General features: G+C 74.1%; 4 protein-coding genes and 1 pseudogene. All 5 read right to left on the bottom strand.

Annotated features, from left to right (window positions below):
• Positions 1-86 precede the first annotated feature (86 nt).
• The gene (locus GCU69_RS07630; protein WP_156205480.1) at positions 87-1,358 is read right to left on the bottom strand and encodes a cytochrome P450 family protein; all 1,272 of its coding nucleotides are present in this window, start codon (positions 1,356-1,358) and stop codon (positions 87-89) included.
• A complete protein-coding gene (locus GCU69_RS07625; RefSeq protein ID WP_098755434.1) occupies positions 1,355-1,969 on the bottom strand; it encodes a GTP-binding protein in 615 nt (204 codons plus the stop codon). The genes GCU69_RS07630 and GCU69_RS07625 overlap by 4 nt, the downstream gene beginning before the upstream one ends.
• Positions 1,947-2,324 (bottom strand): DUF742 domain-containing protein, encoded by a 378-nt coding sequence (locus tag GCU69_RS07620; protein ID WP_235978302.1) that lies wholly within the window; start codon positions 2,322-2,324, stop codon positions 1,947-1,949. The genes GCU69_RS07625 and GCU69_RS07620 overlap by 23 nt, the downstream gene beginning before the upstream one ends.
• A complete protein-coding gene (locus GCU69_RS07615; RefSeq protein ID WP_098755435.1) occupies positions 2,321-2,731 on the bottom strand; it encodes a roadblock/LC7 domain-containing protein in 411 nt (136 codons plus the stop codon). The genes GCU69_RS07620 and GCU69_RS07615 overlap by 4 nt, the downstream gene beginning before the upstream one ends.
• Positions 2,732-2,733: 2 nt before the next feature.
• Positions 2,734-2,940, bottom strand: a pseudogene (locus GCU69_RS33195) (hypothetical protein); the annotation flags it as partial.

Below are 2,940 nucleotides of genomic sequence, written 5' to 3'. Positions count from 1 at the left end.
GGGGGCGGGGCGGCGGCCCACGTCGGGGGCGGGTGCGGACGGGACGTCGCACCGCCTCGTTGCCGTCACTCGCCGCGGAGGCGCGGTCACGGGCCTCCGCCGGGCGCCGCCGCAGCTGCGGGCAGCGGGGTGAAGCGCACGGGCAGCGAGGCCGGGCAGTGCGTCCAGGGGGAGGGGCGCCACGGGAGTTCCGCCGCGGGAACGTCCAGCGTGACGTCCGGCAGCCCGCGCAGGGCGATCTCCACGGCGGTCCGGGTGATGAGCCGGGCCGGAACCCGGGCCGGGCAGGCGTGCGGCCCGGCGGAGAAGGCGAGGTGCGCCCGGTTGCCCAGCATGTCGTACGGATCGGCGGGGCGGACCGCCGGATCGGCGTTGGCCGCCGCCAGCCCGAGCACCAGGCAGTCGCCGCGCCGGATGGCGCGGCCGCCCAGCTCCGTGTCGTGCAGCGCGTAACGGGCCGGGAAGTTGGCCATCGGCGGGTCCTGCCACAGCACCTCGTCCAGCGCCTCGTCCTCACCGAGCCGCCCGCCGCGGAGCCGGCCGCGGAACCGGCGGTCGGTCAGCATCAGCCGCAGGGTGTTGGCGATCCAGCTGGTGGTCGTCTCGTTCCCCGCGGAGATCATGACGACCATGGACTGCAGGATCTCGGAATCCCCCCGCAGATCGGGGTGGGCGAGGAAGGCCGAGGTCAGATCGGACTCCGGAGCCGCCCGGCGCTCCCGGAGGATGCCGGTGAGGATGTCCTCGAAGCGGCGGCTGCCCGCCCGGGAGGCGTTCGGGCCGCTGAACAGCGCGGCGAGGGAGCGCAGCAGCTCGTGCCCCTCGGAGCGGTCCAGGCCGAACAGGCCGCCGATCGCCAGCAGCGGCACCACCCGGGCGTATTCGCCCACCAGGTCGGCGGTGCCGCGGCCGGTGAAGGACTCCAGCAGCCCCGCGCACACCGCTTCGACCGAGCGGCGCAGGCGGCGCTGGTCGGTCCCGGCCATGCCGTCGACCAGGGGCCGCCGCAGCCGCTGGTGCTCGGGGCCGTCGTAGCCGATGACGTTGTCCCGGTGGGCCATCATCGGCAGCAGCGCGGAGCCGGGCGGGACGGCGCCCTCGGCCAGGTCGCGCCAGTTGCGGGCGTCGCGGGAGTAGGTCTTCTCCTGGCGGGTCACCGTGAGGAGTTCGCGGTAGCCGAGCACCAGCCAGGCCGGCACCCCGGGCTCCAGCTCGACCCGGGCGACGCTGCCCCAGGTCTCGCGCAGCTCCTGGTGCACGCGGGCCGGGTCGGGGCCGGTGGTGGCGGACAGCGGGGTGAGCCCGTGGGTGTCCGTCGGGCGGACCGGGCAGCCCGGCGGGACGGCGGGGGCGGTCATACGGGCACCTCCTGGGCGGATTCGGCGGAGCGCATGACGTACTCCACGAGGGTGATCAGGGCGTCGAGCGACGCGCGCCGCTGCCGCGCGTCGCACATCACGACCGGCGTCTCCTCCAGCAGGTCCAGCGCCTGGCGGAGGTTCTCGACGGTGTGGTGGCGGGGCGTGTCGGGGAAGTGGTTGACGGCCACCGCGAACGGCAGCCCGCGCAGCTCGAGTTGCTCCAGCACCTCGAAGCTGTCCTCCAGCCGCCTGGTGTCGACTATGACGAGGACCCCGAGCGCCCCCTCGGCCAGCCCTTCCCACAGGTCCCAGAACCGCCGCTGTCCCGGGGTGCCGAACAGGTAGAGCGCGAGACGGGGATTGAGGGTGACCCGGCCGAAGTCCATCGCCACGGTCGTCGTGGTCTTCGCGGCCAGCCCGGCGAGGTCGTCGACGCCTATGCTCGCCGCGGTCATCGTCTCCTCCGTGCGCAGCGGGGCGATCTCGCTGACCGAGCCGATCAGAGTCGTCTTGCCGACCCCGAAGGCACCGACGACGAGGAGTTTCACCGCCTGTTCCACACTGTCGGGCAGATAGCGGTGGTCCTCAGCGGAGCTTCCGGAGACCATCGAGCACCTCCTGGAGCAGGTCCTGGTCGGGGCGGGCGGCGGGCGGGATGCTGGTACGGGCGGTGAGGCGGCCGGCGTCGACCAGGTCGGAGGCGAGCACGGACACCACGCTCACGGGCAGCTCCAGGTGTGCGGCGGCCTCCGCCAGCGACAGCAGCCGGGTGCACATCCGCAGCAGCGCGCGCTCCTGTCTGCTGGCGGACACCGGCAGGTCCGAGGCGGGCCCGGTGGCGACCAGCAGCGTGTCCAGCGCGATGGTGTTGCGGCTCGGACGCGCCCGGCCGCCGGTGAGGACGTAGGGCCGCAGCGGCGTGTCCTGGTAGTCGGCCGGTGCCGCCCCGCGGGGCCCGGTCACGGCATGACGCCTTGCCTCGGCGGGCTGGTGAGATGGCTGCCGATCCGGTTCACCTGGACCCGCATCTGCTGCGCGATCAGCTGCGGGTCGACCGCCGAACTCGTCACCACGGCCAGATAGGAGCCCTGGCCGGCGGCCACCATGAAGAGGAAACCGCCGTCGAACTCCACCATCTGTTGTATGACGGCCTTGCTGTCGCTGCCGAACTCCCTGCCCAGCCCCTTGGCGAGGGACTGCAGCCCGGAGCAGGCGGCGGACAGCCGGTCGGCGCTGTCCCGGCCCGTCCCCTCCGAACGGGCCATCAGCAGTCCGTCGGCGCTGAGGACGACCACATGCCGTACGCCGGACACGGAGGCCACGTCGGCCACCATCCAGTCACGGTTCGCCGTGTTGTTGGCCTGATGCATCGTCACATCTGTCCTTCGGGATGATCGGGCGTTCCGGAGTCCGAGCGCGGTTCGGGGGAGTGGGGGGCGGGGCCGGGGGCCGCCGGGAGGCGGGGTGCGGGAACGGACGGGTCGGCGCCCGGCGGCGGGCCGGGGCGGGCGGTGTCCTCCGGCTCCGCGGACTGCCCGGCGCGGCTGCCCGCGAACAGCGCGCCCATCCAGGCGCCGGC

This window comes from Streptomyces lycii, from assembly GCF_009735685.1.
Lineage (GTDB): Bacteria > Actinomycetota > Actinomycetes > Streptomycetales > Streptomycetaceae > Streptomyces > Streptomyces lycii.
This window is presented reverse-complemented; position numbering and strand designations above follow the sequence as displayed.

Bases quoted from the DNA above. Each gene is read 5' to 3' on its own strand.
- GCU69_RS07630 (WP_156205480.1), bottom strand. From the start codon at position 1,358: ATGACCGCCCCCGCCGTCCCGCCGGGCTGCCCGGTCCGCCCGACGGAC.
- GCU69_RS07625 (WP_098755434.1), bottom strand. From the start codon at position 1,969: ATGGTCTCCGGAAGCTCCGCTGAGGACCACCGCTATCTGCCCGACAGT.
- GCU69_RS07615 (WP_098755435.1), bottom strand. From the start codon at position 2,731: ATGCATCAGGCCAACAACACGGCGAACCGTGACTGGATGGTGGCCGAC.